This window comes from Streptomyces deserti, from assembly GCF_054782695.1.
In genome coordinates this window covers 235988-261258 of record NZ_BAAGRZ010000003.1, presented here as the reverse complement: position 1 = coordinate 261258, position 25271 = coordinate 235988, and the positions used below count along the sequence as shown (strand labels likewise).

The 25271-nt window shown below is 71.6% G+C and carries 26 protein-coding genes and 2 pseudogenes; 13 read left to right on the top strand and 15 right to left on the bottom strand.

Translation table 11 applies throughout. From position 1 onward, the window contains the following. Positions 1-22 precede the first annotated feature (22 nt). A complete protein-coding gene (locus ACYVMZ_RS09460; protein ID WP_461077585.1) occupies positions 23-928 on the top strand; it encodes an endonuclease/exonuclease/phosphatase family protein in 906 nt (301 codons plus the stop codon). Between the two features lie 57 nt (positions 929-985). Here ACYVMZ_RS09460 and ACYVMZ_RS09455 read toward each other — a convergent pair whose 3' ends face one another. From ACYVMZ_RS09455 to ACYVMZ_RS09440, 4 genes are all read right to left on the bottom strand, one after another. Next, a complete protein-coding gene (locus ACYVMZ_RS09455; protein ID WP_461077583.1) occupies positions 986-1948 on the bottom strand; it encodes an electron transfer flavoprotein subunit alpha/FixB family protein in 963 nt (320 codons plus the stop codon). Positions 1949-2002: 54 nt separating this feature from the next. Next, the gene (locus tag ACYVMZ_RS09450; RefSeq protein ID WP_461077581.1) at positions 2003-2791 is read right to left on the bottom strand and encodes an electron transfer flavoprotein subunit beta/FixA family protein; all 789 of its coding nucleotides are present in this window, start codon (positions 2789-2791) and stop codon (positions 2003-2005) included. A gap of 220 nt (positions 2792-3011) precedes the next feature. Further along, complete coding sequence (locus ACYVMZ_RS09445) at positions 3012-3521, bottom strand: flavin reductase family protein (RefSeq protein ID WP_461077579.1); 510 nt, start codon at positions 3519-3521, stop codon at positions 3012-3014. 130 nt (positions 3522-3651) lie between these two features. Beyond that, complete coding sequence (locus ACYVMZ_RS09440) at positions 3652-4065, bottom strand: thioredoxin family protein (protein ID WP_461077577.1); 414 nt, start codon at positions 4063-4065, stop codon at positions 3652-3654. A gap of 74 nt (positions 4066-4139) precedes the next feature. On the opposite strand from ACYVMZ_RS09440, the pseudogene ACYVMZ_RS09435 reads away from it, so the two are divergent. Together ACYVMZ_RS09435 and ACYVMZ_RS09430 are read left to right on the top strand one after the other, a co-directional pair. Continuing rightward, positions 4140-4554: pseudogene (locus tag ACYVMZ_RS09435) on the top strand (DUF4395 domain-containing protein). Positions 4555-4740: 186 nt separating this feature from the next. Further along, positions 4741-5469, top strand: a complete 729-nt coding sequence (locus ACYVMZ_RS09430) for a lysophospholipid acyltransferase family protein (protein WP_461077575.1) — start codon at positions 4741-4743, stop codon at positions 5467-5469. A 141-nt stretch (positions 5470-5610) separates the two neighbouring features. Here ACYVMZ_RS09430 and ACYVMZ_RS09425 read toward each other — a convergent pair whose 3' ends face one another. The 6 genes and pseudogenes from ACYVMZ_RS09425 to ACYVMZ_RS09400 form a co-directional block, all read right to left on the bottom strand. Then, entirely contained in the window at positions 5611-6492 is an 882-nt protein-coding gene (locus ACYVMZ_RS09425) for a PhzF family phenazine biosynthesis protein (RefSeq protein WP_461077573.1), read from the bottom strand. Positions 6493-6548: 56 nt separating this feature from the next. Further along, positions 6549-7252, bottom strand: a pseudogene (locus ACYVMZ_RS09420) (B3/B4 domain-containing protein). Between the two features lie 14 nt (positions 7253-7266). Continuing rightward, positions 7267-7839 carry a transglutaminase domain-containing protein gene (locus tag ACYVMZ_RS09415; protein WP_461077571.1) on the bottom strand — a complete coding sequence of 191 codons (573 nt, stop codon included), beginning with the start codon at positions 7837-7839 and terminating at the stop codon, positions 7267-7269. A gap of 99 nt (positions 7840-7938) precedes the next feature. Next, positions 7939-9009, bottom strand: a complete 1071-nt coding sequence (locus tag ACYVMZ_RS09410) for a threonine aldolase family protein (protein WP_461077569.1) — start codon at positions 9007-9009, stop codon at positions 7939-7941. Continuing rightward, positions 9006-9755 (bottom strand): SDR family NAD(P)-dependent oxidoreductase, encoded by a 750-nt coding sequence (locus tag ACYVMZ_RS09405; protein ID WP_461077850.1) that lies wholly within the window; start codon positions 9753-9755, stop codon positions 9006-9008. The genes ACYVMZ_RS09410 and ACYVMZ_RS09405 overlap by 4 nt, the downstream gene beginning before the upstream one ends. A 41-nt stretch (positions 9756-9796) precedes the next feature. Next, entirely contained in the window at positions 9797-11194 is a 1398-nt protein-coding gene (locus ACYVMZ_RS09400; protein WP_461077567.1) for a DUF6421 family protein, read from the bottom strand. A 258-nt stretch (positions 11195-11452) separates the two neighbouring features. Between ACYVMZ_RS09400 and ACYVMZ_RS09395 the strand changes: the two genes are divergently transcribed. Further along, a complete protein-coding gene (locus ACYVMZ_RS09395) occupies positions 11453-12151 on the top strand; it encodes a glycerophosphodiester phosphodiesterase (RefSeq protein ID WP_461077565.1) in 699 nt (232 codons plus the stop codon). Here the strand turns inward: ACYVMZ_RS09395 and ACYVMZ_RS09390 are convergent, their stop codons facing one another. Next, positions 12152-12691, bottom strand: coding sequence for a GNAT family N-acetyltransferase (locus ACYVMZ_RS09390; RefSeq protein WP_461077563.1), 540 nt, complete (start codon positions 12689-12691; stop codon positions 12152-12154). 255 nt (positions 12692-12946) lie between these two features. On the opposite strand from ACYVMZ_RS09390, the gene ACYVMZ_RS09385 reads away from it, so the two are divergent. Beyond that, a complete protein-coding gene (locus ACYVMZ_RS09385) occupies positions 12947-13339 on the top strand; it encodes a VOC family protein (protein WP_461077561.1) in 393 nt (130 codons plus the stop codon). 109 nt (positions 13340-13448) lie between these two features. Here ACYVMZ_RS09385 and ACYVMZ_RS09380 read toward each other — a convergent pair whose 3' ends face one another. Beyond that, complete coding sequence (locus ACYVMZ_RS09380) at positions 13449-14363, bottom strand: N-acetyltransferase (protein WP_461077559.1); 915 nt, start codon at positions 14361-14363, stop codon at positions 13449-13451. Between the two features lie 167 nt (positions 14364-14530). Here ACYVMZ_RS09380 and ACYVMZ_RS09375 point away from each other — a divergent pair, with 167 nt between their 5' ends. Together ACYVMZ_RS09375 and ACYVMZ_RS09370 are read left to right on the top strand one after the other, a co-directional pair. Beyond that, positions 14531-15292: a VOC family protein gene (locus tag ACYVMZ_RS09375; RefSeq protein ID WP_461077557.1), complete on the top strand. Its 762-nt coding sequence runs from the start codon at positions 14531-14533 to the stop codon at positions 15290-15292. Between the two features lie 78 nt (positions 15293-15370). Continuing rightward, on the top strand, positions 15371-16417 hold the full coding sequence (locus ACYVMZ_RS09370) for an aldo/keto reductase (protein ID WP_461077555.1): 1047 nt from the start codon (positions 15371-15373) through the stop codon (positions 16415-16417). 21 nt (positions 16418-16438) lie between these two features. Here the strand turns inward: ACYVMZ_RS09370 and ACYVMZ_RS09365 are convergent, their stop codons facing one another. Continuing rightward, on the bottom strand, positions 16439-16996 hold the full coding sequence (locus ACYVMZ_RS09365; RefSeq protein WP_461077553.1) for a MarR family winged helix-turn-helix transcriptional regulator: 558 nt from the start codon (positions 16994-16996) through the stop codon (positions 16439-16441). Continuing rightward, positions 16993-18726 (bottom strand): FUSC family protein, encoded by a 1734-nt coding sequence (locus ACYVMZ_RS09360; RefSeq protein ID WP_461077551.1) that lies wholly within the window; start codon positions 18724-18726, stop codon positions 16993-16995. The genes ACYVMZ_RS09365 and ACYVMZ_RS09360 overlap by 4 nt, the downstream gene beginning before the upstream one ends. A gap of 158 nt (positions 18727-18884) precedes the next feature. On the opposite strand from ACYVMZ_RS09360, the gene ACYVMZ_RS09355 reads away from it, so the two are divergent. The 5 genes from ACYVMZ_RS09355 (at position 18885) to ACYVMZ_RS09335 (ending at position 22870) form a co-directional block, all read left to right on the top strand. Then, complete coding sequence (locus tag ACYVMZ_RS09355; protein ID WP_461077549.1) at positions 18885-19430, top strand: DUF5134 domain-containing protein; 546 nt, start codon at positions 18885-18887, stop codon at positions 19428-19430. A gap of 86 nt (positions 19431-19516) precedes the next feature. Next, on the top strand, positions 19517-20449 hold the full coding sequence (locus ACYVMZ_RS09350) for a M56 family metallopeptidase (RefSeq protein WP_461077547.1): 933 nt from the start codon (positions 19517-19519) through the stop codon (positions 20447-20449). A gap of 83 nt (positions 20450-20532) precedes the next feature. Next, entirely contained in the window at positions 20533-21204 is a 672-nt protein-coding gene (locus tag ACYVMZ_RS09345; protein ID WP_461077545.1) for a phosphatase PAP2 family protein, read from the top strand. Positions 21205-21277: 73 nt separating this feature from the next. Then, entirely contained in the window at positions 21278-21967 is a 690-nt protein-coding gene (locus ACYVMZ_RS09340; RefSeq protein ID WP_461077543.1) for an HAD family hydrolase, read from the top strand. A gap of 216 nt (positions 21968-22183) precedes the next feature. Beyond that, positions 22184-22870 (top strand): TetR/AcrR family transcriptional regulator, encoded by a 687-nt coding sequence (locus tag ACYVMZ_RS09335; RefSeq protein WP_461077541.1) that lies wholly within the window; start codon positions 22184-22186, stop codon positions 22868-22870. Here the strand turns inward: ACYVMZ_RS09335 and ACYVMZ_RS09330 are convergent. Continuing rightward, a complete protein-coding gene (locus ACYVMZ_RS09330) occupies positions 22858-24360 on the bottom strand; it encodes an LVIVD repeat-containing protein (RefSeq protein WP_461077539.1) in 1503 nt (500 codons plus the stop codon). The genes ACYVMZ_RS09335 and ACYVMZ_RS09330 overlap by 13 nt on opposite strands. Positions 24361-24551: 191 nt before the next feature. Between ACYVMZ_RS09330 and ACYVMZ_RS09325 the strand changes: the two genes are divergently transcribed. After that, complete coding sequence (locus ACYVMZ_RS09325; RefSeq protein WP_461077537.1) at positions 24552-25211, top strand: DUF305 domain-containing protein; 660 nt, start codon at positions 24552-24554, stop codon at positions 25209-25211. The last annotated feature ends 60 nt before the right edge of the window (positions 25212-25271 follow it).

The following is a 25271-nucleotide window of genomic DNA, read 5'->3' as shown; positions in this document are numbered from 1 at the left end:
CAGCCCCACAGAAGGAGCTCCTGTGCCGAACCACAGCCGGGTCACGCGCCGCCTGGGACTCCAGTCCGCGTTAGCGGCCGCGGTCGCCCTGCCGCTCTCCAGTACAGCACTCTCCTCCGCGCCCGCCTCGGCGGAGGAACACCTCAGCGGCCCGCTGGAGGTCATGTCGTTCAACCTGCGCTTCGCGAGCTCGGCCGAACCGAACAGCTGGGCCGCCCGCAGGCCGGTGATGCGCGACCTGCTGCGCCGCGAGCGCCCCCATGTCATCGGCACCCAGGAGGGCCTCTACCAGCAGCTGCGCGACATCGAGGCCGACCTCGGCGCGCACTACGACTGGATCGGCACCGGGCGTGCGGGCGGCAGCCGTGACGAGTTCATGGCGATCTTCTACGACACCCGCCGGCTCGCCCCGCTGGAGTACGACCACTACTGGCTCTCCGACACGCCGAACGTGATCGGCTCCAACACCTGGGGCAACGCCTCGATCCGCATGGTCACCTGGGTCCGCTTCCGCGATCTGCGCGACGGCGACCGGGAATTCTCCGTCCTCAACACCCACCTCGACAACGCCAGCCAGTACGCACGCGCGCGTGCCGCCTCGCTGATCGCGCAGCGGATCGCCGGGCTCGACCGGTCGCTGCCGCTCGTCGTGACGGGCGACTTCAATGTCGCGGCACACCAGAACCCCGTCTACGACACCATGCTGGGCGCGGGTCTGGTCGACACCTGGGACGCGGCCGCCGAGCGGAGCGAGCTGTACGGGACGTTCCACGGCTACAAGCCGCTGATGCCCGGCGGCGCCCGTATCGACTGGATCCTCGCCACGCCGGGCGTGACGGTGCACCGGGCGTCGATCAACACGTTCGCGGTGAACGGGCAGTTCCCGAGCGATCACCTGCCGGTGCAGGCGGCGCTGAGTCTGCGGTAGCGCGAGGCCCCCGTGACCGGTGCCGGTCACGGGGGCCTCGTACAGCTCTGGAGCCGATCAGCCCTTGCGGGTCTTGATCTCCTCGGTCAGCTGCGGGACGACGTCGAACAGGTCGCCGACGACGCCGTAGTCGACCAGGTCGAAGATCGGGGCCTCGGGGTCCTTGTTGATGGCCACGATGGTCTTCGAGGTCTGCATACCGGCCCGGTGCTGGATCGCGCCGGAGATGCCGGAGGCGATGTACAGCTGCGGCGAGACGCTCTTGCCGGTCTGGCCGACCTGGTTGGTGTGCGGGTACCAGCCCGCGTCGACGGCGGCACGCGAGGCACCGACGGCCGCGCCGAGGGAGTCGGCGAGCGCCTCGATGATCGCGAAGTTCTCCGCGCCGTTCACGCCACGGCCACCGGAGACCACGATCGCGGCCTCGGTCAGCTCCGGACGGCCCGTCGACTCACGCGGCGTACGGCCGGTGATCTTCGTGCCGGTCGCCTTCTCGGAGAAGGTCACGTTCAGGGCCTCGACCGCACCGGCGGCCGGAGCCGCCTCGACCGCCGCGCTGTTCGGCTTGACGGTGATGACCGGGGTGCCCTTGGTGACACGGGACTTGGTGGTGAAGGACGCGGCGAACACCGACTGCGTGGCCACCGGGCCCTCGTCGCCGGCCTCCAGGTCGACGGCGTCGGTGATGATGCCGGAGCCGATGCGCAGCGCCAGGCGCGCGGCGATCTCCTTGCCCTCGGCGGAGGACGGCACCAGCACGGCGGCCGGGGAGACCTGCTCGTAGGCGGCCTGCAGGGCGTCCACCTTCGGGACGACCAGGTACTCGGCGTACTCGGACGCCTCGTGGGTGAGGACCTTGACCGCGCCGTGCTCGGCGAGCGTGGCGGCGGTGTCGGCGGCACCCTTGCCGAGGGCGACGGCGACGGGCGCGCCGATGCGGCGGGCCAGGGTCAACAGCTCCAGGGTGGGCTTGCGGACGGCACCGTCCACGTGGTCGACGTAGACGAGAACTTCAGCCATGGGATTGCTCTCCTGCGGATTGCGAAGTCTGAGGGGCGGTAAGGGTGTTGAGCCTTAGATGAACTTCTGGCTCGCGAGGAACTCAGCGAGCTGCTTGCCGCCCTCGCCCTCGTCCTTGACGATCGTGCCGGCCGTGCGGGCCGGGCGCTCGGCCACGGCGTCGACCTTGGTGTAGGCACCCTCGAGACCGACCTCCTCGGCCTCGATGTCCAGGTCGGACAGGTCCCAGGACTCCACCGGCTTCTTCTTGGCCGCCATGATGCCCTTGAAGGACGGGTAACGCGCCTCGCCCGACTGGTCGGTGACGGACACGACCGCCGGCAGGGAGGCCTCGAGCTGCTCGGAGGCGGCGTCGCCGTCGCGGCGGCCCTTGACCGTGCCGTCCTCGACGGAGACCTCGGAGAGCAGGGTGACCTGCGGGACGCCCAGCCGCTCGGCGACCAGCGCCGGTACGACGCCCATGGTGCCGTCGGTGGAAGCCATGCCGGAGATGACCAGGTCGTAGCCGGCCTTCTCGATGGCCTTGGCCAGGACCAGGGAGGTGCCGATGGCGTCGGTGCCGTGCAGGTCGTCGTCCTCGACGTGGATGGCCTTGTCGGCGCCCATGGACAGCGCCTTGCGCAGCGCGTCCTTGGCGTCCTCGGGGCCCACCGTCAGGACGGTGATCTCCACGTCGTCGTCGGAGTTCTCGGAGATCTGCAGCGCCTGCTCGACCGCGTACTCGTCCAGCTCGGAGAGCAGACCGTCCACGTCGTCCCGGTCGACGGTCAGGTCATCGGCGAAGTGCCGGTCGCCAGTGGCGTCGGGCACGTACTTCACAGTGACAACGATCCTCAAGCTCACGCCGGCTCTCCTACTGCATCGTCATTTCTCGGCTGCCTGCCTGCAGGCAGCATAGGCGCCTCAAGCGGCCCATCCCGGTCGGGGCGACCCACGCTCCGAGCGAAATATTACTCGTCAGTACATCCAGTTCCTGCCCGCTAAGCAAGCGCTTTGAACTGTGACCTTCGCAACGCAGCGTAACCGGAACTCGACGGCCGCGCAGCAGGGGATCGCACGGGAATCAGTCACGCAGGCCGTTGAAGCGGCCCTGGTGATACAGCAGGGGCCGGCCGGTGCCGGTGGGTTCGCCGAGGAGGACCTCGGCGAGCACGATGCGGTGGTCTCCGGCGGGCACGCGCGCGACGACGCGGCACACCATCCAGGCCAGGACGCCGTCGAGCACGGGGACGCCCTCGGGTCCCTCGCGCCAGGCGGTGGAGGCGCCGAAGCGGTCGGCGCCGCTGCGGGCGAAGGTGGCGGCCAGCTCCTGCTGGTGCTCGCCGAGGATGTGGACGCCGACGTGGTCGGTCATCGCTATCGCCGGCCAGCTGGAGCCGCCGGTGCCGATGCCGAACGAGATCATCGGGGGCTCGGCGGAGACGGAGGTGAGGGAGGTGGCCGTGAAGCCGACCGGGCCGGCGGCGCCCCGGGCGGTGATCACCGCGACGCCCGCCGCATGCCGCCTGAAGACGGAGCGCAGCAGGTCGGGCGTGGCGACCCTGGGAGTGGCGAGGTCGGGCGTGGCCGTCATCGAGGCGTCCTGAGTTCGTGCCCGGGGAGAAGGAAGTCCGAAGGCATGCCGGTCAGGCTGACGATAAGTGGTAGGCGCAGTCAAGTTGGTTCCGGGATGTGGGAGATGGTTCACGGCCGCGTCACGTCCCTCACACCGCTTCCCCCAGGGCGGCGATCACGTCGGCCTTCCGCGGCTGGCCGGTGGCGCGCCGTACGACGCGGCCGTCGGCGTCGAGGACCAGCACGGTGGGGGTCTTGAGGATGTCCAGCCGTCGTACGAGGTCCAGGTGGGCCTCGGCGTCGATCTCGACGTGCGTCACGCCCGGGACCAGCCCGGCGACCTCGCCGAGGATCCGCCGGGTCGCCCGGCAGGGCGCGCAGAAGGCGCTGGAGAACTGCACGAGGGTGGCGCGCTCGCCGAGGTCCGTGCCGAGCTCGGCCGCGCCGAGCCGCTTTCCGTCGTCCCGCCCGCGCACCCGTACTCTCCCGTTCCGCCGCCGTTGCAGCACTCCGTAGGCGCTCGCCGCCGCGAGCACCAGGACGCACACCACCAGTCCGGTCATCACCTCCTTCCAGCGTTCACGAGACCGCAAAGATTCCCGCCCCCCACGGGGTGCCGCTGGGGAACCCTTGCGTCCTGGACATCGATGTGAGGGGGCCGCGCTTCGGGGCGGCCGTGACGACCGTGGTCCTGGGCGGTCGTCCTGGTCACGGGAAGCGCGTGGCTGCCGGCGTGGCAGACCCTGGCGTTCGCGCTGGGCGCGGCGGGCGGAGTGATCCCGCCGTACGGCCGGCTGTTCCGGAAGGCCGTACGTCCCCGGCTCGGGCCGCCGACCGGGTTCGAGGCGCCCGAACCGCCGCGGTTCGCCCAGGCGGTCGGGCTGCTCTTCGCCGGCCTCGGCCTGGTCGGCTACACGCTGGGGCCCGAATGGCTGGCGCTCGCCGCGACCGGGGCCGCGCTCGCGGCGGCCTTCCTGAACGCGGTGTTCGGGTACTGCCTGGGGTGCGAACTGTACCTGCCGGTACGGCGGATGACGGTGCGCACGGAGTAACGGCGAGGCAAAACCCCGAGGTGGTCACAGGTTCGACGTGACGAGAATCTCGCCATTGACGGGCACGAGGACTGGCTACCCGGCCGTTCTTCGGGCACGATCTGCGACAAGCCGAAAACCTACGGCTGCGTAACTTTCGGACTGGGAATTCCTTCCCAGGCGGAGAAGGAAGGGTCCAACCCGCCCATGGCAGAACTCGTCTACCGTCCCGTCGTCGGTCTGGCCCGCACCTTGTTCAAGGTGTGGGACCTCAAGATCGACTGCAAGGGTTCGGAGAACATCCCGCGCTCGGGCGGCGCCGTGTTGGTGAGCAACCACATCAGCTATCTGGACTTCGTCTTCAACGGCCTGGCGGCGCTGCCGCAGAGACGACTTGTTCGTTTCATGGCGAAGGAGTCCGTCTTCCGGCACAAGATCTCCGGGCCGCTCATGCGAAGCATGAAGCACATCCCCGTGGACCGTAAGCAGGGGGAGGCGGCGTACGCGCACGCGCTGGACTCGCTCAGGTCGGGCGAGATCGTCGGGGTCTTCCCGGAGGCGACGATCTCGCAGTCGTTCACGCTGAAGAGCTTCAAGTCGGGCGCCGCGCGCATGGCCCAGGAGGCGGGCGTGCCGCTGATCCCGATGGCGGTGTGGGGCACGCAGCGACTGTGGACCAAGGGCCACCCGCGCAACTTCAAGCGCAGCCACATCCCCGTCACCATCCGGGTCGGCGAGGCGATCGAGGCCTCCCGCGACAAGTACGCCGGAGCCGTCACCCGGCAGCTGCGCGAGCGGGTGCAGGAGCTGCTGGAGGCGGCGCAGCGCGCCTACCCGGTACGGCCCACGGGCCCGGACGACACGTGGTGGATGCCGGCGCACCTGGGCGGCACCGCCCCTACGCCGGAGCAGGTGCGCGCGGCCGAGGCGCACTGACGCCCCGGCCCCGTACCCGCGGCCGGCCCGGCTCCGACGTGCCTGTATCCGGCCGGAGTTCGGTCGTGACCGGCTCGGACACGCGCCTGCGGGCCGAAGGCACCGCGCACCGTGGCGGAATGCCCTGGTGGGTCCCCTCGCTCAGGGAATCGGCACCGCCGTGCCGCTCACCCGGACGCGGGGGTCGGTGGCGCGCAGTTCCACCGTGAGGGTCGACGGGCGGCCCAGGTCGTGGCCCTGGTGGAGGGTCAGTCGGGCGTCCGGGGTGACGGTCCCGATTTCGCGCAGGTACGCGCCGAAGGCCGCGGCGGCCGCGCCGGTGGCGGGGTCCTCCACCACACCGCCCACCGGGAATGGGTTGCGTACGTGGAAGACCGTCTCGGACTCACGCCACACGAGCTGAACGGTGGTCAGGTCGAGGCGGCCCATCAGGCGCAGCAGCCGCTCGAAGTCGTAGTCGAGGTCGGCGAGGCGTGCGCGGCCGGCCGCCGCGAGCACGAGATGGCGGGCACCGGCGTAGGCGATGCGGGGCGGCAGGGCCGGGTCCAGTTCGGTGGACTGCCAGTCGAGGGCGGCCAGCGCCTCGGCCACATCGGCGTCCTCGGCCCCGGTGACATAGGGCTCGACGCTGGTGAGGGTCGCGCGCAGGGCGCCGGTGCCTTCCGCCGTGACCGACACCGGGACGGGCCCGGCCGGGGTGTGGAAGAGCAGGTCACCCGGTCCGATCCGCTCCGCGAGGGCGACGGCGGTCGCGACCGTGGCGTGGCCGCAGAACGGCACCTCGGCCTTGGGGCTGAAGTAGCGGACCGTGAAGACCCGGCCTGGCTCACCGCCCTGGTGCTCCGGCGGGACGGTCAGGAAGGCCGTCTCCGAGTAGCCGATCTCCGCGGCGACGGCCAGCATCGCGTCGTCGTCGAGCCCGCTCGCGTCGAGCACGACACCGGCCGGGTTGCCACCGGCCGGGTCGTGGGAGAAGGCCGTGTAGCGCAGGACACGGGCTGTCGTCTGGCTGGTCGTCGTCATATCGGCTGCAACGCGGCGCGGGTACGCGATGTTCCCTCCGCCGGACCGCCTGTCCTTCACGCCCGAGGCGGGACCGGGGCGTGCACGGTGATCCGCGCGCCCGGGCTGAACTTCACAGCAGCTCGGCCAGTTCGGCGGCCGCCGCCTCGACATCGGCGACCGGCATCGGCGCCATGCTCTCCAGCAGGAAGATGCCGGAGGTCGTCCGCTCGGTCAGCCGGGTGCGCGGGCCCTGGCGCCAGTTCCAGCGACGGCAGGTCACGCCCGCGTCGTCGCGCCAGACCACCTCCCCGGCGTCGGGGTGTTCGACGGCCTCCGCACCGCCGGCGACGGTCACGAAGTCCTCCTCGCCCGTGGCACGGACCAGGCGCATCCCGCCCTGGATGCGGTCGATGTCCTCGCCGCCGACGGGGATCAGGTGGGCGACGCTGACGGCGTTGTAGAGGTCGACGAGGAGGTTGATGCGGGGCAGGCCCGCCTCCGACAGGGCCCGCTTCGCCAGCGCCTCCGCCGAGTTGCGGGTGCGGGACGGCTTCGAGCCGAACGCCGTGTAGACCTCGCGCCACGCGGCCATGTGCGGATCCTCGTGCGGGGGGCGCCCGTCCAGGCGCACGGCGAGCCGGCGGGCGGCGTCGTCGAGGAGCGCTGAACTGGCGTCGTTGCTGGGGCCGTTGACCAAGTCGTGCGCCTCGATGGCCACGTGCGTGAAGCCGGGCGCGAGGGCGCATACCTCGTCGGACACGGTCAGCGTGAGAGGCATGGTCCGCCTTGCCTCTAAAGAGCGGTCGGGAGCGTCCGCCACAGGGACGGCCGGTCGGGCGCGGCCTTGAGGACGCCCAGCACGACCGGATGAGGTACAGCATACAGGACTGGATAGTCCATCTGGTTGGACTCCGGGTCGGGAACGAAGGCCAGCCGCTCGCCGTCCAGGGAGAACTGGGCGTCCACTCCGGGTTTGTTGCCCCGGGGATCCTGCCGGTGCCAGGCGCCGTTGAAGCGGACGGCGACCAGACCGTGGACGGCTTCGAACTTCTGGTAGCACAGCGCGGTCGGGATGTCCTCGGCCCGCAGCAGCGCGGCCAGCGCGTGGGCCTTGGCGTAGCAGATGCCGGTGCCCTGTTCCAGGACGTCGGAGGCGCGCCAGGTGACGCGCGGATCGCCGGAGTCCTGCGAGTGCGGGATGGTGTCGCGTACGAACTCGAACGCTGCTCGCGCATACTCATACGAGTCGGCGGCCCCACGGGCGAGCCGGGCAGCCGTCTCGCGGACCAGGGGGTGATGGTGGTCGATCGTCTCGTCGGCGGCCAAGTAGGCGGAAAGGTCAGGGGTTTCCTGGATCAGCTGCATGCGCGCAGAGCATAGGTATGCGCCCGACCGAGAGTCAATGCATTTTCGATCGAGCGCATATCTATGCAGCCATCCTCGGCGGACCGTCAGCCGGACCCGTCAGCGGGCCATCTCCTCCTTCAGGGCCGCCACGAACGTGTCGACGTCCTCTTCTGTGGTGTCGAAGGAGCACATCCAGCGGACGTCTCCCGCGGCCTCGTCCCAGAAGTAGAAGCGGAACCGCTTCTGCAGGCGCTCGCTCACGTCGTGCGGCAGGCGCGCGAAGACCGCGTTGGCCTGCACCGGGTGGAGGATCTCCACGCCGTGCACGGCCCGCACGCCCTCGGCGAGACGCTGGGCCATCTCGTTGGCGTGGCGGGCGTTGCGCAGCCACAGGTCCTTGGCGAACAGGGCCTCCAGCTGCACCGACACGAAGCGCATCTTGGAGGCGAGCTGCATGGACAGCTTGCGCAGGTGCTTCAGGTGGCTGACGGCGTCCTGGTTGATGACGACGACGGCTTCGCCGAACAGGGCGCCGTTCTTCGTGCCGCCCAGGGAGAGGAGGTCGACGCCGGCCGCGTTGGTGAACGCCCGCAGCGGGACGTTCAGGGTGGCGGCGGCGTTGGCCAGCCGGGAGCCGTCGAGGTGCACCTTCATGCCGCGCGCGTGCGCGTGCTCGCAGATGGCCCGGATCTCGTCCGGCGTGTAGACGGTGCCCAGCTCGGTGGCCTGGGCGATCGAGACGACCTGCGGCATCGCGCGGTGCTCGTCGTCCCAGCCGTACGCCTGCCGGTCGATCAGCTCGGGCGTGAGCTTGCCGTCGGGCGTCGGCACGGTGAGCAGCTTCAGGCCGCCGACCCGCTCGGGTGCCCCGCACTCGTCGACGTGGATGTGCGCGCTCTCGGCGCAGATCACCGCGCCCCAGCGGTCGGTGACCGCCTGGAGGGCGACGACGTTGGCGCCGGTCCCGTTGAACACCGGGAACGCCTCGGCGGTGGCGCCGAAGTGGCTGCGTATGACGCGCTGCAGGTTCTCGGTGTACGCGTCTTCGCCGTACGCGACCTGGTGCCCGCCGTTGGCCAGGGCCAGGGCGGCGAGCACCTCCGGGTGGGCCCCGGCGTAGTTGTCACTGGCGAAACCGCGGACCTCCGGGTCGTGATGGCGACGCGCGTCGGTCTTCGGGGGATTCACGGCTTCTCGGTCAGCCACAGACGGTTTCCGTTCACTTCCGCGGCGGGCTTCTCCCAGACTCCGGCGACGGCCTCGGCGAGGTCCTTGACGTCCGTGAAGCCCGCGAACTTCGCGTTGGGGCGCTCGGCGCGCATCGCCTCGTGCACCAACGCCTTCACGACCAGGATGACAGCCGCGGAGGTCGGTCCGTCAGGACCACCGGCCTTGCGGAAGTAGTCGGCCATGGCCAGGGTCCACGCCTCGGCGGCGGCCTTGGCGGCGGCGTACGCGGCGTTGCCCGCCGTCGGCTTGCTCGCGCCCGCCGCGCTGATCAGGACGTACCGGCCGCGGTCGCTGCGCTGCAGCGCCTCGTGGAAGGCGAGGGAGGTGTGCTGCACGGTGCGCACCAGCAGCATCTCCAGGAACTCCCAGTCGTCGAGGCTGGTCCTGGTGAAGGTCTCGCTGCCGCGCCAGCCGCCGACGAGGTGGACCAGGCCGTCGACCCGGCCGAACTCCTTCTCGGTGCGCGCGGCCCAGTCACGGGTGGCCTGCAGGTCGAGCAGGTCGACCGTCTCGCCGGTGACGGTCGCGCCGCCCTGCGCGTAGCGTGCCGCGTCGACGGCCTCCGACAGCCGCTCCGGGTCGTTGTCCGCGCCGACGACGGTCGCACCCGCTTCCGCGAGCCTGAGCAGCGCCGCCCGCCCGGCGGGTCCGCCCGCACCGGCCACCGCGATCACCGCACCGCTGAGCGCCCCGTTCCCCGCCATGATCTTCGCCTCCTGCGCAGTGTTGCCGGTGTCGCGGTCGCTCACGCGGCGACCCGCTCGGCGCTGTCCGCCGTGATGCCCTTGGTGGAGGCGATCACGTTCTTCAGCTTCTTCGACAGTGCCTCATAGAACATGCTCAACGGAAACTCGTCCGGAAGCACGTCATCGACGAGTTTCCGCGGCGGCTGCGTCAGATCCAGGGCGTCGGGGCCCTTGGCCCACTTGGAGCCCGGGTGCGGGGCGAGGTAGGTGGAGACCAGCTCGTAGCCCGCGAACCAGTGGACCAGCTTCGGCCGGTCGATGCCCTCGCGGTACAGCTTCTCGATCTCGGCGCACAGCTGGTTGGTGACCTGCGGGGCGCGCTGCCAGTCGATGAACAGCTTGTTGTCGGTCCAGCGGACGACGTCGTGCTTGTGCAGGTAGGCGAAGAGCAGCTGGCCGCCGAGGCCGTCGTAGTTGCGCACCCGCTCGCCGGTGACCGGGAAGCGGAACATGCGGTCGAACAGCACCGCGACCTGGACGTCACGGGCCTGCGGGACGCCGTCCTTCTCCAGCTTCACGGCCTCCTTGAAGGCGGTGAGGTCGCAGCGCAGCTCCTCCAGGCCGTACATCCAGAACGGCTGGCGCTGCTTGATCATGAACGGGTCGAACGGCAGGTCGCCGTGGCTGTGGGTGCGGTCGTGGACCATGTCCCACAGCACGAAGGCCTCTTCGCAGCGCTTCTGGTCGTGAACCATGGCGGCGACGTCCTCGGGCAGCTCCAGGCCCAGGATGTCGACGGCGGCGGCGGTCACGCGGCGGAAGCGGGCGGCCTCGCGGTCGCAGAAGATGCCGCCCCAGCTGAACCGCTCGGGGGCCTCGCGCACGGCGATGGTCTCGGGGAACAGGACGGCGGAGTTGGTGTCGTAGCCGGCCGTGAAGTCCTCGAACTTGATGCCGCAGAACAGCGGGTTGTCGTAGCGGGTGCGCTCCAGCTCGGCCAGCCAGTCGGGCCAGACCATGCGCAGCACGACCGCCTCGAGGTTGCGGTCGGGGTTGCCGTTCTGCGTGTACATCGGGAAGACGACCAGGTGCTGCAGGCCGTCCTTGCGGTTCCGGGCCGGCTGGAAGGCCAGCAGCGAGTCGAGGAAGTCGGGCACCTCGAAGCCGTCGTCGGCCCAGCGGCGCAGGTCCTTGACGAGGGCCTCGTGGTAGGCGCGGTCGTGCGGCAGCAGCGGGGAGAGCTCCTCGACGGCGTCGGCGACCTGGCGCACCGCCAGCTCGGCGTCGGCGGGGTCGGGGGCGCCCTCGGCGTCGAAGTCGATCGATCCGTCCTTGGCCTGCCATGGCCGGATCCGCTCCACGGCATCCTTGAGCACGGGCCACGCAGGGTGGTCCACCACCCTGGTCGCCGGAGGAACCTGCTCCTCCGCACCCACCTGCACAAGAATTTCCGTCATGTCCCACCCTCCACTGGAGAACCTCGCGTAAGAAGACCGTATACATACGAGGTTTCTCCCAGCAAGAGGATCTTTGAGAAATTATCCTGCGCAGCCCCCGCCTTCACCGCACTTTTTCCTGCCGGACACCGGATCGGCCGTGGCTACGCCAAACGGGCCACACTCTCTACGGCCGCCGCGGGCGCGGACGATACGGTCCACAGGGGCCGCGAGACCGCGGCCCGCCCATCGCCGCCGTCGACGGAAGCGAGTCGTGTCGTGAACCTCCTCACCATCGGTCACCGCGGAGTCATGGGTGTCGAACCCGAGAACACCCTCCGGTCCTTCGTCGCCGCGCAGGAGGCGGGTCTCGACGCCATCGAGCTCGATCTGCACCTGAGCAAGGACGGCGCCCTCGTCGTCATGCACGACACCGACGTGGACCGGACGACCGACGGCAGCGGGCCGATCGCCGAGAAGACCCTCGCGGAGTTGCGCGCCCTGGACGCGGGTCGCGGCGAGCGGGTCCCGGTGTTCGAGGAGGTCCTGGACGCCGTTCAGGCGCCGCTGCAGGCCGAGATCAAGGACGTGGCCGCCGCGCGGGCCCTGGCCGAGGTCATGCGGGAGCGGGATCTGGCCGGCCGGGTCGAGGTGTCCTCGTTCCACGACGAGGCGATCGCCGAGATCGCCCGGCTGGTGCCCGGCGTCCGCACCGCGCTGATCGCCAGCCGGTACGGCCTGGACATCGTGGAGCGCGCCGTCGACGCCGGTGCCGCCACGGTCTGCCTGAACATCCGGCGGCTGTCCCTGGAGGTCGTGGAGCACGCCCGCAGGGCGGACCTGAGGATCATCGGCTGGGTGGTGAACACGCAGGAGCACCTGCGGCTGGTGCGGGCCTTCGAGCTGGACGGCGCGACCACGGACTACCCGGAGATCAAGTCCCAGGCCGCTGCACGGCCCGGTGACACGCCTCCGTGATCAGACGAGTTCCTTGACCAGCAGCTCGAACCGCAGGTCGTCGCGCTGCGGGATGCCGAAGCGCTCGTCGCCGTACGGGAACGGGGTCGTCCGTCCGGTGCGGCGGTAGCCGCGGCGCTCGTACCAGGCGATGAGGTCGTCGCGGACGGAGATCACGGTCATGTGCATCTCCGTCACGCCCCAGGTCTCGCGGGCCTGCCGCTCCGCCTCCGCCAGGACGATCTTGCCGAGGCCGCCGCCCTGGAGGGTGGGGCTGACCGCGAACATGCCGAAGTAGGCGTGGGCACCGCGGTGTTCGAGCTGGCAGCAGGCGACGATCCGGCCGTCCTGTGCCACCGCCAGCAGGCGGCTGTCGGGCGACTTGATCACCTCCAGCACACCTTCCGGGTCGGTCCGCTGCCCCTGGAGGATGTCCGCCTCGGTGGTCCACCCGGCCCGGCTGGAGTCCCCTCGGTACGCCGACTCGATCAGCGCGACCAGTTCGTCCACGTCGGCGTCGGTGGCGTCGCGGAAGGTCAGTCCGGTGGCGGCGGTCTCCATGGGCGTACGTCTCCGTTTCCTGGCGTGCTGCTCGGCTCGGGCAGGGACGAGCGTAACCCTGCCACTAGGCCCTGTCGTCGAACTCCCGTCGTCCGCCCAAGGGCGGGCTCCGCGGCGTCAGGTGCGTGCTCTCGGCGTGCCGGGCCCTGGCCCACGTACTGGATGTACTTGGGCCGGGGCCCGGTGCGGCGAGAGTGCGTGCATGGCGTCGCGGAGCAGGCGGGAGTTCGACGACAGGGCCTAGGCTCCGGGTGCATGGTGCATGTACTCAGCAGCCGGATCCTGCTCCGCCCCACCGATCCCGAGCGCTCCCGCGCCTTCTACGGCGAGCAGCTGGGCCTCGCCGTGTACCGCGAGTTCGGTACGGGCCCGGAGCGCGGCACGGTCTACTTCCTCGGCGGCGGCTTCCTGGAGGTGTCGGGCCGGTCGGAGTCGGCGGCCTCCCCTGCCGTGCGGCTGTGGCTGCAGGTCGCGGACGTGACCGCCGCGCACGAGGAACTGCGGGCGAAGGGCGTCGAGATCGTACGGCCACCGGTCCGGGAGCCGTGGGGGCTGGTCGAGATGTGGATCGCGGATCCGGACGGGACGCCGATCGTGCTGGTGGAGGTACCGGCGGATCATCCGCTGCGGTATCGGCCCGGGATCTGAAAGGACGGACACCCCGGAGTCTGAAACGGCGGACACCCGGGGTCTGAGAGGGCGGACACCCGGGGATCTGAAGGGTGGGGTACGGGACCCACCGGCCGTCTGCACCGCGTCACCCGGGTCGGTGCTCCCAGCTCCGGTCGGTCCGGGTCAGTTCGCCGAAGCCCGCGCCGGTCAGGTGGTCGAGCATCGTGCGGTCGGTCTCCGGCTCGTAGGCGACGAGGCGGTCGACGCCGCACAGGCGGAGCCAGTCGGCGGCCTGGGCCAGGAGCCGGTGTTCCAGGCCGGTGCCGTACTGAGCCGGGTCGATGTGCAGGTTGCCGATGTCGGCGAGGCCGGCGGCGCGCACATGGCGTTCGGGGCGTTCCAGCGCGGTGTCGACTTCGATGAAGCCGAGGGCGCGGCCGTCGGCGTACGCCGTGAAGCGGGTGCCGCACTCCCCCAGCGTGCGCTCGACCGTGACGCCCGGCGGGAGGGGCTGCTGCGGCAGGTCGGCGACCCGGGCGATCAGGATCACCTCCGTGTCCCCGGCGTGCCGGAAGCCCGCGCGGTGGTAGGCGGCGCGGACGTGGGGCCAGTTGTGGGGCAGGCCGTAGAGGACCGGGGCGGGCAGGTCGCCGGAGGCGTACCCGGCGCGGACGTTCCAGCGGGCGAGCTGGGCCAGGCAGGCCGACATCAGCAGGTCGGCGGCCTCCTGGGAGTCGGGCCAGAAGGACGCCGGCGGATGGCACACGAACCAGCCGATCTCGCCGATGTTCCGATACGACTCCCCGACCTCGGCGTCGGCCCGGTAGCGCAGCAGGTGGGCCGCGGCGACGACGTACCGGCGCTGCTCGGCGACCAGGGTGACCCGCTCGGCCACCCACGGGTCGGTGATGAACTCGCCGGGCCGGCGTTCTAGGTCGCTGAGGACGGTGTTGACGGAGACGGAGACACCGGGGACGACGGCGGCGACATGCATGTTGACCAGGTCGGTGAGCTGGTCGCGGTCGTCGCGGCGGAAGGGACGCACCGTGAGCGCGGACATGCGGGACCTCCGGGCAGGCTGAAGGACTGCGGGGGCCGCCACGCGGTGCGGTACGGGGCGAGGGTACGCGGGGACGGGTGTGACGCACCAGTGGGTTTCGCCGGATGGCCGGGTACCCGGGCCGCGGCTTAGCGTGCTGGAGGAGACCGCTCTTCGGAAGGATCGCCATGAAGCCCGACATGCCGGTGACCGGCGGGCCCTGCTGGGCCGAGCTGCAGACCAGTGACCTGGAGGCGGCCAAGCGGTTCTACACACGGCTGTTCGGCTGGCGGCCGGAGCCGGGCGCCGGCCCGGAGGCGAGCGGCTACACCATCGCGCGCCTCGGGGACGCGGCGGTCGCCGGGCTGACGCCGCTGGACCAGGAGGAGCGGCCCGTCGCGTGGAACGTGTCCTTCGCCGTGACCGACGCGGACGCCGCCGCCCAGAAGGTGACGGCGGCCGGCGGGACGGTCCTGACCGCTCCCGTGGACGTGTTCGACATGGGCCGCTTCGTGGTGGCCGTCGATCCGACCGGCGCCGTCTTCCAGCTGTGGCAGGCCCGGGCCTTCCCGGGCGCCGGGCTGTTCAGCGCGCCGGGCTCGCTGGGCTGGGTCGAACTGCTGACCCGTGCACCGGAAGAGGCCGTTGCCTTTTACACGTCGGTGTTCGGCTGGAGCGCCACCGCCTCGGAGCGCTACACCCGGTGGGGCGTCGACGGCGCGGACTTCGGCGGCATGGTGACGATGGGCGACAAGTTCCCGCACGACGTGCCCGCGCACTGGCTGCCGTACTTCGCCGTGGCGGACGTCGACGCCACGACCGCCGTGGTTCAAAGGCACGGCACTGTCCTGATGGTGCCCACCTCCGTGCCCGGCGGGCCGCGCCTCGCGGTGCTGCGGGACCCGCAGGGTGCGATGTTCGGCGTCTACCGGGCGGGTGACGAGGCTTGAGGCGGGGCCACGGCTTGCGTTGCAGTGCGCTCCAGCCCCTAGCGTCGTTCGCACGACCAGCCCGAAGGGGAGAGAACCGTGCGTTACACACTGTTCGGCAAGACCGGTCTGCGCGTGAGCGAGCTGAGCCTCGGCGCCATGACCATGGGCGACGACCGGGGCTGGGGCGCCGGCAAGGAGACCAGCGCGCGGATCCTCGACGCCTACGCGGAGGCGGGCGGCAACTTCATCGACACCGCCAACAACTACACCGGCGGCAGCTCGGAGCGGATCCTCGGGGAGCTGCTCAAGGGGCGACGCGACAGGTTCGTGCTGGCCAGCAAGTACACCTGCGGGATCCGGGAAGGTGACGTCAACGCGGCGGGCAACCACCGCAAGAACCTGGTGCAGTCGGTGGAGGCGAGCCTGGAGCGGCTGAGCACCGACCGGCTGGACGTGCTGTGGGTGCACGCCCGGGACAACTTCACCCCCGTCGAGGAGGTCATGCGGGCCCTCGACGACCTCGTCCGGACCGGCAAGGTGCTGTACGTCGGCGTCTCCGACTGGCCGGCGTGGGAGATCGCCCAGGCCAACACCCTCGCGGAGCTGCGGGGATGGACCGCCTTCACCGGTTCGCAGCTGCGGTACAACCTGCTGGAGCGCACGCCGGAGCGTGAACTGCTGCCGCAGGCGCGGGCGTTCGACCTGGCGGTGCTGGCGTGGGCGCCTCTGGCGGCCGGGAAGCTCACCGGCAAGTACCGGCGGGGCGATTCCGGACGGCTCGGCTCGGGCGAGGAGGACCCGCGTGAGGAGGCGGTGATCAGCACCGTCCTGGAGATCGCCGAGCAGGGCGGCTGGAGCCCGGCCCAGGTGGCGCTGGCCTGGCTGCTGGCCCGGCCCGGCAACGCCGTCCCGATCATCGCGGCCACCAAGGAGAGCCAGCTCGCCGACAACCTCGGGAGCGTCGACGTCCGCCTCGACGCCGACGCCCTCGCCCGCCTCGACGAGGTGAGCGCGGTGCCGCTCGGCTTCCCGCACGACTTCCTCCGGGACCCGGCCGTCACCCGGAACGTCTACGGCGACCGCTGGGCGGACATCGACGACCGCCGCTCCACCCACCGCCGCACGGCGCACGACGTGCTCTGAGCAGGCCCGGCCTCCGGTGGCTCAGGTCCGCGGCGCGCCCAGGCGCCCCTCCAGCTGGCCCAGCAACTCGCCGAGCAGCGCGGCGAGTTCACCCAGCTCGGGGGCTTCCATTCCGGACAGTACGGCGGTCTCGTAGGCGAGTTGCTCGGGCAGGATGCCGTCGACGAGGTCACGTCCGGCGTCGGTGAGGCGGACGTGGGCGACGCGGCGGTCGCGGCTGTCGCCGCGGCGCTCCACCAGGCCGCGCTCGGTCAGCTGCTTGAGGCGTTTGGTGACGGCGGCGCCCGAGGAGAACGTCTCGCGGGCCAGCTCACTGGGGGTCAGCTCGTGTCCGGTGCGGCGCAGCGCGCCAAGCAGGTCGTACTCGGGGCGGGTCAGACCCGCGCGGCGCAGGGGGGCGTCCTCGGCCTGCTGGAGCAGGGCGGCGCAGCGGTTGATCCGGCCGATGATCTCCATGGGGCCGGTGTCGAGGTCGGGGTGGACGGCCCGCCACTGCCGTACGACGGCGGCGACGGTGTCCCCCCTCCGCGTGCCCGCCGTCTCGTCGTCGCTCGCCGACCGCCCCTCGGGTGCCGTCATGGCCGTACGTCCTCCGTTCTCGTGTCCGCGCCCTGGTCCGGGAGCAGTCCCTGGCGTTCCGGGAGCAGTCCCTGGCGTCGTACCGTCGCGGCGAGCGTACGGTGTCCGGACTGCTCGGCGAGCACGACCCGCTCCTGGGGCAGGGCGCGTTGCCACCACTCGCCGGCCGCGGCGTCGGCGGTGGCACGCAGATCGACCAGCGCGGCGGCGAGCCCGCGGCGGGCGGATTCCAGGGCCGCCGGTGCGGGATCCGGTGCGGCGAGGAGACGGGCGGCGTGTTCGCGGGCGCGGTCGGCGGCGGCCAGCGCCCGCTCGACGCGGTCGCCCGCCCGCCGGTCGGTGACGGCGACGGCGGCGAGGAAGCCGGCCAGGGCACCGACGAGGGTGTCGGCGACCCGCTCGGTGATCAGCAGACCGGGTTCCTGGGGTCCGGCGAACTCGGTGATGAGCAGCGCCATCGGGGTCACACAGACGCTGCCGAGCCAGTAGTTGCGGCTGATCAGCGCCTCGGCCCCGAAGTTGAAGGCGAGGCAGCACAGGACGAGGGCCGCCTGGCCGAGGTGGGCGAGCGGGGCGACGGCGGCGAACAGCAGGACCCCGGCGAGGTTGCCGACCACGCGCTGGACGGCCCTTCCCCAGGTGAGGGTGAGGTTGGCCTGGTAGAGCGCGGCCGCGGTGACCAGCGCCCAGTAGGGGCGGCCGATGCCGACAGCCAGCGAGGCGTACCCGGCGAGGGCGCAGCCGAGCGCGGTCCGCACGGCCAGCGGCGTCAGCGGGCCGAGCCTCGCCCACAGCGGGCTGGGCGGGGTGTCGAGTTCGGCGTCGGCGCCGAGGAGTTCGTCTCTGGCCAGGAGTTCCTCGGAGGCCCCCCGACGTCCCTCGCCCTCCGGGACGGGTCCGGTGCCGCGCAGCGCCTCGGCGCACGCGCGCAGGTGCCCCGCGTCCGCCTCCGCGGGCGCGGCGAGCGCGATCTCCGCGCGGACGACGAGCCGTTCGAGGGCGTGCCGGGTCGAGGAGCGGGCGCCCCTCGGCGGCGCCGACAGCAGCGCCTGCCAGGCGGCGTGCACGGCGGCGAAGGCGGTGGCCCGGGCCCGGGCATGGCCGTCGCCGGTGCCGCCCGTCTCGGCGTACGCGGCGGCGGCGTTCAGGGCGTGGGCGGTGGCCCGGCGCTCCGGGCCGTGCGGGCGCAGCAGACCCGGCGCCATGCAGACCAGCCAGGCCCAGGCCCCCGCCATCACGCCCAGCGCCAGGTGACCGGGGACCTGGCCGAGGCTCTGCGGTGCGAACAGCGCGGCGGAGCTGACGAAGGTGAGGACCACGTTGCCCGGCGGGCCGATGCGGGTGGCGTCGCACAGCACCTTCTGCGCGGCGGCCAGGACCGCGCCGACGGTGACCAGCACGGCCGCGCTGCCGGTGAGCGACGCCGCGACCAGGGCGATGGCGAGGCCGCCGAGCATGCCGAGGATCACCCACACGAGGGCACGGGCCCGGGCGGCGTACGGGCGGTTGTGGGCATACAGCGCGCACAGGGATCCGGCCATCGTGTACATCGCCAGGTCGAGCCGACCGAGCGCCAGCAGGGTCAGGTTGGGCGGGGCGACCGCGGCGACCACGCTCAGGGCGGGCTTGAACCAGATGCCGGAGGGCCGGCCGACGCGCAGCACACCGGCCAGCGGGAGGCGCCGGGTGCGCGGGGCGGTGGGGGTCGGGGTGAGGGTCGTACTGGTCATGACCTCCCACCTTAACAGGTGTTTTACTTGTAAACGATCCGCCTTGACCTGGCGTGCTACCCCCACGCTCCCCGTGTACACCGTTGCGCTCGCGTGCGCGCCGCCGGGCCCGGGCATCCCTTGACCGACCGTGGAGCGGGTCGAGCGGGGAGGTGCGTGTGCACGGACCGGCATCGTCCGGCTGGCTGCTGGTCGCGCTGTGCGCGGCGACCGGCGCGTACTGCCTGCTGCGGATGCGCAGCAGCGTCGAGGAGCAGCGCCGCGCCGCGGGCGGTGAGGCGCTCATGGGGTTCGGCATGGCCGTGATGGCCGTGCCCGCCGCGGTGTTCACCCCGCCGGAGTGGGCCTGGCCCCTCTACGCGGTGGTGTTCGGCGCGGCGGCGGTGCACGCGCTGTGGGCGGCGCGGACGCACGCGCACCACCTGCACCATCTGGTGGGGGCCACCGCCATGGTCTACATGGCGGTGGTGATAGGCGGCTCCCCCACGCACGGGCACGGGGGCTCCGGGGCCCCTCTCCTGACCGGGGCGCTGCTGCTGTACTTCGCCGGGTACGTGCTGCTGACCGGCGTGCGGCTGGTGCCCGTCGCCGCCGTGCCCGGGGGCGGTGGCGCGGCCGCGGGGTGGGGCGACCGGCCGGAGCTGGCGCGGGCCTGCCGGCTGTCCATGGGGATCGCGATGGTGGCGATGCTGCTGACGCTGTGAGCCGGGTCCGCACGGGACCGTTGCCTGCGTCACTTTGCCGCGGCGGGCCGTACCCCCGAGCGGCGCCGCGCTCATAGGCTGCACGCATGATGCTCCCCGCGGCACTGTTGCTGCTCGGCGCCCTGATCGCCGTCGTCGCTCCCCGGCTGCTCGCCCGGGCCGACTGGCCGGATCGTGAACCGGTGGTGGCCCTGTGGGTGTGGCAGTGCGTGATCGCGGCCGTGCTGCTGTGCTGCGCGCTGTCGATGACGCTCAGCGCGGCGGCCGCCTGGCGGGCGGTGGGCGGGCATGTGTTCGCGACGGCGCCGAGCCCGGTGGTGGAGGCCTACGCGCTCGGTACGGCCGGTCCCTGGGCGGCGACGACCGCGGTCGCGCTGGCGTGCGGCGGCCTGTGGAGTGCGGCGATGCTGGTCCGGGAGGTCGTACGGGCGCGCGCCCGGCGCCGGCGTCGGCGGGCCGAACTCCTGCTGCGGGCCCCGCTGCTGCCCGGCGAGGCGTCCGGGAACCGGCTCGTCGTGCTGGAGGGCGAGCGGCCCGACGCCTGGTGGCTGCCCGGCTCACCGCCCCGACTGGTCGTCACCACGGCCGCGCTGCGCCGGTTGAAGGGCCGGCAGCTGGACTCCGTGCTCGCCCACGAGCAGGGGCACGCGCAGGCACGGCACCACTGGCTGCTGCACTGCTCGGCCGCGCTGGCGGGCGGATTCCCGCAGGTTCCGGTGTTCGCCGCGTTCCGCGACGAGATGCACCGGCTGGTCGAACTCGCCGCCGACGACATGGCCTCCCGCCGCTTCGGCCGGCTGACCACCGCCCTCGCCCTGGTGGAACTCAACGAGCACCGTGGGGTGTTCGGCCCGTGCCCGGCCCCTGAGGCGCAGGTTCCGCAGCGGGTGCACCGGCTGCTGACTCCCCCGGACCGGCTTCCGGCGGCCCGGCGGCTGCGGCTGACGGCGGCGGCCGCGCTGGTGCCGGTGATTCCGCTGCTGGTGGCGTTCGTACCGGGGCTGCGGGCACTGGGATAGAAGTCGCAATCCGCCGACTGAGGTTCGGCCGAACACCGACCCGGGATTGGATCCCGCTCCCACGCATCGGCGAGGATCGCACCATGCACACCCAGACCGTCGAGTCCCCACCTCGTCCATCCACGCACCGCACGGTCGCCCGTTCCGCCGGGATCCTCGCGCTGTGCTCCACGCTGCTGCTGGCCCTGGTCGCCGCGCAGTGGCGCCCATTGATCTCGCTGGACGGCGACGTCTCCCGCACCACGCACCGCTGGGCGGTCGACGAACCCGGACTGACCCGGACCTGCCGGATCCTGACGGACTGGGTGTGGGACCCCTGGACGATGCGTCTGCTGTGCGCGGCGGTCGCGGTGTGGCTGGCGTGGCGATACGCGGCCCGCTGGACGGCGCTGTGGCTGGTGGTGACCTGTGCGCTGGGCACACTGGTGCAGCAGACGCTGAAGGCGGCGGTGGGCCGCTCGCGCCCGGTCTTCCCCGACCCCGTCGACTCCGCCCACTACGCGGCGTTCCCGTCCGGCCACGCCATGACCGCCACGGTCGTGTGCGGCCTGCTGCTGTGGCTCCTGCACCGCCACGGCGTCACCCGCGCCCTGTGGCGCACGGCCGTGGCCCTAACCGTGATCTCGGTGGTCGGCGTCGGTCTGACCCGCGTGTGGCTCGGCGTCCACTGGCCGACGGACGTCGTCGGCGGCTGGCTGCTGGGCGCCCTCGTGGTGGCCCTGGCGGTCTGGGTCCACCGGCTCCGGCAGCCGTGAGCACACCGGGGCGGGTCCACGGCTGTGCGGGGCCGACGGCCGCGGGGGCGGTGGCGCCTCGTACGATCCCGGCATGACCGCCGTGCTGTTCGACTTCTCCGGGACCCTCTTCCGTATCGAGTCCGCCGAGTCCTGGCTGCGCGGAGTGCTGGCCGAGGCCGGAATGGATCTTCCCGAACCGGAGGTGCGGGCGGCGGCCGAGGCGCTGGAGACGGCCGGGGCGCTACCGGGCGGCGCGCAGCCCGTGGAGCTGCCGGAGGAACTCGCCGATCTGTGGCGGGTCCGGGACAGCAGCGCCGAACTTCACCGGGCCGCTTACACCGGCGCAGCCCGCCGGGTCCCGCTGCCCGACCCGGCGCTCTACGACGCGCTGTACGACCGCCACATGAGGCCGGCCGCGTGGGCCCCCTACCCGGACGCCCCCGAGGTGCTCCGCACGCTGCGGGAGCGGGGTGTGCCCGTCGGGGTGGTCAGCAACATCGGCTGGGATCTGCGCCCCGTCTTCCGCGAACACGGCCTGGACGCCTACGTCGACGTGTACGTCCTGTCGTACGAGCACGGTATCCAAAAGCCCGACCCGCGGCTGTTCGCGACGGCCTGCGAGGCGCTCGGCGCCGATCCGCGCAGGACGCTGATGGTCGGTGACGACCGGCGCGCGGACGGCGGCGCGGCGGCCCTGGGCTGCGGGGTCCACGTCGTGGACCATCTGCCGGTGACCGACCGGCCGGACGGGCTGCGGCCGGTGCTGGACCTGGTGGGCTGACCCGGCCCCCGCCCGCTGGGGGAAAACCGCCCGCACGGGAAGCAGCCCCGGGCCGCTGTCGAGGTAGCCCGAGGCTACTGCCCGGGCTGCATCCGTCCGCCTCGGACGATCCCCCGCGTCGCCCGAGGCGGACGGCAGCCCGGAGCAGGCCGCGCGGGCCTGGCCGGACGCGATGAGTATAGTTGGCTGGCAGCCAGCCAACGCAGGAGTTACAGCATGTCCCCGCGCAGCGCCTCGGTCAATGAAGAGTTGCGGAGGCGTTCCAAGGAGCGGCTCCTGCAGGCGGCCGTCGAGTTGGTGAGCGAGCGCGGGTACGAGGCGACGACGCTCGGCGACATCGCCGACCGGGCGGGCTCGGCGCGCGGCCTGGTGTCGTACTACTTCCCGGGCAAACGCCAGCTCGTGCAGTCCGCCGTGCACCGGCTGATGCACCGCACACTTCAGGAGGCGCTGGAGCGCGAGCCGCACACCGAGGACGGCCGGGAGCGGATGGCGCGGGCCATCGACGCGATCCTGGGCCTGGCCCGGGACCGGCCCGTGCTGATGCGCCAGCACATGGCCGGGCTGCTGCAGGGCGAGGGGTTCATGCCGTGCCCCGAGCAGCGGCGCCTGGCCGAGTTGCTGCGGGACACCGTCGCCCGGCACGGCTCGTGCGACGTCGACAGCGCCTATCCGATGCTGCGCGCGCTGCTGATGGGCGCCGTGTACGCGGCGCTGGTGCCGGGGGTGCCGATGCCCGTTCCGGTGCTGCGGGCCGAGTTGTTCAAGCGCTACCGGCTCGACTGGGAGATGGGTGCCCCGCCGGGCGCCGAGGCGCCCGGCGGGACGTGCGACACGGATCTGTCGCGGTTCTTCGCGACCGGGTCCGCACCGGGGTGCGGGCCGGAGGGTCAGTCGAAGTAGTCCGGCTGCGTCTGCACGTTGAGCTCACGCAGGTGGACCCACCGGGCCGGGTCCGTGCGCCGGTCGTTGATCTTCAGGACGTCGAAGCCCTTGGCGATGTCGTTCGAGTAGATGTAGCCGTTGTAGTAGTACGCCGACCAGGAGCCGCCGGTGACGATCTTGTCGGTGGTCAGCGGACCGCGCTCGAAGTAGGCGATCTCCTTGGGCTTCGAGGAGTCGGTGAAGTCCCAGACGGAGACGCCGCCCTGGTACCAGGCCTGGACCATGAGGTCCTTGCCCTTGACCGGGATCAGCGAGCCGTTGTGGGCCACACAGTTCTCGGTGGCCGCCTGGTGGCGGGGGATCTTGAAGTAGCTGCGGAAGACGAGCTTGCGCTGGTCGCCCTTGCCGACGATGTCGTAGATGCCGTCCGCGCCGCGGTTCGGGCCGATCTCCGCGTTGCAGGTGGCGCCGCCGCCACCGCCCAGCTCGTCGGTGAACACGACCTTGTTCGCCTTCTGGTTGAAGGTCGCCGAGTGCCAGAACGCGAAGTTCACGTTGTCCTGCACCTGGTCGATGACCTTCGGGTGCTCCGGGTCCTTGATGGAGAACAGGATGCCGTCGCCCATGCAGGCGCCGGCGGCCAGGTCCTGCGAGGGCAGCACCGTGATGTCGTGGCAGCCGGTGGTCTTGGAGACACCCGGGTTGGTGGGCGCGCCGGGGTTGCCACCGCCGTCCGGGCCCTCACCGGGGAACAGCACCGGGAAGCCGACGACCGCCGCCTTCTCGGGGGCGTGGCGCGGCACCTTGATGACGGAGATGCCGTCGTGCGGCGGCTGGCAGTCGGGGTAGGCGGCGTTCGGCGAGTACGAGGAGACGTAGATGTAGACGTTCCGGCGCTCGGGCACCAGCGTGTGGGTGTGCGAGCCGCAGGCGGTCTCGACGGCGGCGACGTACTTCGGGTTCCGCTTGTCGCTGATGTCGAAGACCTTCATGCCCTCCCACGAGGACTTCTCGGTCGCGGGCTGCGTGGTGCTGTTGCAACTGCTGTCGCTGCGCGAGGAGTCGGTGGACAGGAACAGCAGGTTCCCGGAGACGGAGACGTCGTTCTGCGAGCCGGGGCACAGCACCTGGGCGACCGTCTTCGGTGCCTTCGGGTTGCTGATGTCGAAGATGCGGAAGCCGTCGTAGTTGCCGGCGAAGGCGTACTTGCCCTGGAAGGCCAGGTCCGAATTGGTGCCGGGCAGCGCGTCCTTGGGGATGTTCGTGACGTGCTCGATGTTGGCGGAGTGGACGATCTCGTCCTGGGCGGGTATGTCGCCGCTCTCGATGGCCTCCCTCGCCTCGGCCTGCGCGCTCTTGGAGACCTCCTTGGGCTTGGCCGGAGCGTCCCCGGGGTCGGGGATCGCGGCGGCCGGGGCGGCGGTGAGGAGCGCGGCGAGCAGCCCGGTGGCGGCTGCGGCAACTCCCAGGCGTCTGCGCCGCGTTCGGGGGTCATTCAACAGGATCACTGTTTCCTCCCTCTGTTCCGTTCACCTCGGAACGGTTCACGCATCCCGAAGTATTGTCTTGACCATGCACATTCCAACAGAGGGCAACCGACACGCAATGAAGTTTTCCGATCAGTAACGCGCGGAAGCGTGCTAGGACTTCATCCACACCCACAAGGTGTCCATCAACCCGCCTGCCCCAGGAGGTCGTAGTGCTCTTCCGCCGTACGTCCCGCGCGCCGCTCGTCGCGACCGGTCTGACCGCCCTGGCCGTGCTCGGACTTGGCGCGTGTGATTCCGGTTCTGACGCGAAGTCGGCTGCGGAGAGCGGGCCTTCGGTCATCGCCCCGGGCAGACCCGGCGAGGACAACCGGACCCTGTCCGCCCAGGACGCCGCCCGGCAGCGCGCGGAGGACGACTCCCCCAACTCGGCGGACGTCTCCTACGCGCGCATGATGATCGAGCACCACGCCCAGGCCCTGGTGATGACCGAACTGGCCCCGCAGCGCGCCGCGTCGACGAAGGTCAAGCGGCTCGCCGAGCGGATCGCCGCGGCCCAGGAGCCCGAAATCAAGGCCATGAAGGGCTGGTTGAAGGAGCACGGCAAGAGCGAGAAGGGTGACGGACACGGGCACGACCATGCCGCGATGCCCGGGATGGCGACCGAGGCCCAGCTGAAGAAGCTGCGCGCGGCGGACGGGAAGGCCTTCGACGAGCTCTTCCTCACGTTGATGATCACCCACCATCAGGGCGCGATCACCATGGCCACGGATGTGAAGGGGCAGGGTAACAACATCCGGATCGAGGAGATGGCTGACGACGTGATCGCCCAGCAGACGAGCGAGATCACGCGGATGCGGGACATGCTGTGACGGGACGCGCCGCAGGCGTCACGGCGCCGGGGCGGTAGTGTCACCGGCGCAGGTGCGGCA

Bases quoted from the DNA above. Each gene is read 5' to 3' on its own strand.
- ACYVMZ_RS09455 (WP_461077583.1), bottom strand. From the start codon at position 1,948: ATGGCTGAAGTTCTCGTCTACGTCGACCACGTGGACGGTGCCGTCCGC.
- ACYVMZ_RS09445 (WP_461077579.1), bottom strand. From the start codon at position 3,521: ATGACGGCCACGCCCGACCTCGCCACTCCCAGGGTCGCCACGCCCGAC.
- ACYVMZ_RS09440 (WP_461077577.1), bottom strand. From the start codon at position 4,065: ATGACCGGACTGGTGGTGTGCGTCCTGGTGCTCGCGGCGGCGAGCGCC.
- ACYVMZ_RS09430 (WP_461077575.1), top strand. From the start codon at position 4,741: ATGGCAGAACTCGTCTACCGTCCCGTCGTCGGTCTGGCCCGCACCTTG.
- ACYVMZ_RS09425 (WP_461077573.1), bottom strand. From the start codon at position 6,492: ATGACGACGACCAGCCAGACGACAGCCCGTGTCCTGCGCTACACGGCC.
- ACYVMZ_RS09415 (WP_461077571.1), bottom strand. From the start codon at position 7,839: ATGCAGCTGATCCAGGAAACCCCTGACCTTTCCGCCTACTTGGCCGCC.
- ACYVMZ_RS09405 (WP_461077850.1), bottom strand. From the start codon at position 9,755: ATGGCGGGGAACGGGGCGCTCAGCGGTGCGGTGATCGCGGTGGCCGGT.
- ACYVMZ_RS09400 (WP_461077567.1), bottom strand. From the start codon at position 11,194: ATGACGGAAATTCTTGTGCAGGTGGGTGCGGAGGAGCAGGTTCCTCCG.
- ACYVMZ_RS09390 (WP_461077563.1), bottom strand. From the start codon at position 12,691: ATGGAGACCGCCGCCACCGGACTGACCTTCCGCGACGCCACCGACGCC.
- ACYVMZ_RS09385 (WP_461077561.1), top strand. From the start codon at position 12,947: ATGGTGCATGTACTCAGCAGCCGGATCCTGCTCCGCCCCACCGATCCC.
- ACYVMZ_RS09380 (WP_461077559.1), bottom strand. From the start codon at position 14,363: ATGTCCGCGCTCACGGTGCGTCCCTTCCGCCGCGACGACCGCGACCAG.
- ACYVMZ_RS09375 (WP_461077557.1), top strand. From the start codon at position 14,531: ATGAAGCCCGACATGCCGGTGACCGGCGGGCCCTGCTGGGCCGAGCTG.
- ACYVMZ_RS09365 (WP_461077553.1), bottom strand. From the start codon at position 16,996: ATGACGGCACCCGAGGGGCGGTCGGCGAGCGACGACGAGACGGCGGGC.
- ACYVMZ_RS09360 (WP_461077551.1), bottom strand. From the start codon at position 18,726: ATGACCAGTACGACCCTCACCCCGACCCCCACCGCCCCGCGCACCCGG.
- ACYVMZ_RS09350 (WP_461077547.1), top strand. From the start codon at position 19,517: ATGATGCTCCCCGCGGCACTGTTGCTGCTCGGCGCCCTGATCGCCGTC.
- ACYVMZ_RS09345 (WP_461077545.1), top strand. From the start codon at position 20,533: ATGCACACCCAGACCGTCGAGTCCCCACCTCGTCCATCCACGCACCGC.
- ACYVMZ_RS09340 (WP_461077543.1), top strand. From the start codon at position 21,278: ATGACCGCCGTGCTGTTCGACTTCTCCGGGACCCTCTTCCGTATCGAG.
- ACYVMZ_RS09335 (WP_461077541.1), top strand. From the start codon at position 22,184: ATGTCCCCGCGCAGCGCCTCGGTCAATGAAGAGTTGCGGAGGCGTTCC.